The organism is Pseudomonas juntendi, from assembly GCF_009932375.1.
Lineage (GTDB): Bacteria > Pseudomonadota > Gammaproteobacteria > Pseudomonadales > Pseudomonadaceae > Aquipseudomonas > Aquipseudomonas juntendi.
This window is the reverse complement of the sequence record NZ_BLJG01000282.1, coordinates 1-1,793: the sequence shown is the minus strand read 5'-3', so window position 1 is coordinate 1,793 and position 1,793 is coordinate 1. Positions and strand designations below refer to the sequence as shown.

Below are 1,793 nucleotides of genomic sequence, written 5' to 3'. Positions count from 1 at the left end.
TCGAAGCCGTCTTCGGCGACGTTGGCGATGTACATCACCGGCTTGCTGGTCAGCAGGTGGAAGCCGCGGATGACCGCCTTGTCTTCGGCGCTCATGTTCTTCATCAGGCTGCGTGCCGGCTTGCCTTCGGTGAAGTGCGGGATCAGCTGCTCGAGGATGGCCTTCTGTGCCAGCGCCTCTTTGTCACCGCCCTTGGCATTGCGTGCGACCTTCTGCAGTTGCTTCTCGCAGCTGTCCAGGTCAGCGAAGATCAGTTCGAGGTCGATGATCTCGATGTCACGCTTGGGGTCCACACTGTTGGAAACGTGGATCACGTTCTCGTCTTCGAAGCAGCGGACCACATGGGCAATGGCGTCGGTCTCGCGGATGTTGGCGAGGAACTTGTTGCCCAGGCCTTCGCCTTTCGATGCACCGGCCACCAGGCCGGCAATGTCGACGAACTCCATGGTGGTCGGCAGGATGCGGTTCGGCTTGACGATTTCAGCCAGCGCAGCCAGGCGCGCGTCGGGCATCGGCACGATGCCGCTGTTCGGCTCGATAGTGCAGAAAGGGAAGTTCTCCGCCGCGATGCCAGATTTGGTCAAGGCGTTGAACAGGGTGGACTTGCCGACGTTGGGCAGGCCGACGATGCCGCAATTGAAACCCATGGGTATTCCCCTCTCTAAAGGAAATCAGGCCTTCTGGCTGTGCAGTTCGCGCATCGCCTTGGCGAAATCGCCGGCAAGCACGTCCGGCAGCACGCCGAGGGCAAAATCGATGCTGGCGTCGAGCTTCTCCTGCTCGGCGCGCGGCGCGCGGCCCAGGACGAAGTTGGAGACCAGTTTGGCGTCGCCTGGGTGGCCGATGCCAAGCCGCAGGCGGTGGAAGTCGTTCTGGTTGCCGAGCTGCGCGATGATGTCGCGCAGGCCGTTGTGCCCCCCATGACCGCCGCCGCGCTTGAGCTTGGCAACGCCCGGGGGCAGGTCGAGTTCGTCGTGCGCCACCAGGATCGCTTCCGGCTTGATGCGGAAGAAATTGGCCAAGGCCGCCACGGCCTGGCCGCTACGGTTCATGTAGGTGGTGGGGATCAACAAACGAACGTCGTTGCCCTGATGGCTGAACTTAGCCGTCAGGCCGAAATATTTTTTGTCAGCGGTCAGCGAAACACGCTGGGCGCTGGCAATGCGTTCAACGAAAAGAGCCCCTGCGTTATGCCGGGTCTGTTCGTATTCGGGGCCGGGGTTACCCAGGCCGACGATCAACTGGATGGCGGTCACGTCAGGGGCTCTTCCTTGGAGTTGGTGGGCTACAGTGCGCGCGGCACTGTAACCCGATCAACGCCGGCGTGCGAGTGGATTACTCGGCAGCGCCTTCTTCAGCAGCTTCGGCGGAAACGCGCGGAGCGTGAACGTTGGCAACAGCTTTGTCATCACCGTGGGCCAGAGCGACGAACTCTACGCCTTTCGGAGCTTTCAGGTCCGACAGGTGGATGATGGTGCCGATTTCAGCGTTGGCCAGGTCGACTTCGATGAACTCTGGCAGGTCTTTGGCTTCGCAGGAAACTTCGATCTGCGATTCAACGTGCGAAACTTCGCCGCCTTTCTTGACCGGTGCTTCTTCGTTGATGAAGTGCACTGGAACAACAGCGGTCAGCTTCTGGCCAGCTACGACGCGAACGAAGTCGGCGTGCATGATGAAGCCTTTGGCTGGGTGACGCTGCATGGCCTTGACCACGACGTTCTGCTTGGCGCCGTCGACGTTCAGTTCGATAACGTGGCTGAAGGCAGCTTCGTTTTCGAACAGTTTGGCGATTT

3 protein-coding genes are annotated in these 1,793 nt (G+C 60.6%); all 3 read right to left on the bottom strand.

Going from position 1 to position 1,793, the window contains the following annotated elements:
- Nucleotides 1–647, bottom strand: a 647-nt coding sequence (ychF, locus tag GYA94_RS24430; protein ID WP_161893271.1) for a redox-regulated ATPase YchF, incomplete at its 3' end; no start/stop codon positions are given.
- Nucleotides 648–671: 24 nt separating this feature from the next.
- Nucleotides 672–1,256: an aminoacyl-tRNA hydrolase gene (pth, locus tag GYA94_RS24425; protein ID WP_009686183.1), complete on the bottom strand. Its 585-nt coding sequence runs from the start codon at nt 1,254–1,256 to the stop codon at nt 672–674.
- Nucleotides 1,257–1,335: 79 nt separating this feature from the next.
- Nucleotides 1,336–1,793, bottom strand: a 458-nt coding sequence (locus tag GYA94_RS24420) for a 50S ribosomal protein L25/general stress protein Ctc (protein WP_161893270.1), incomplete at its 5' end; no start/stop codon positions are given.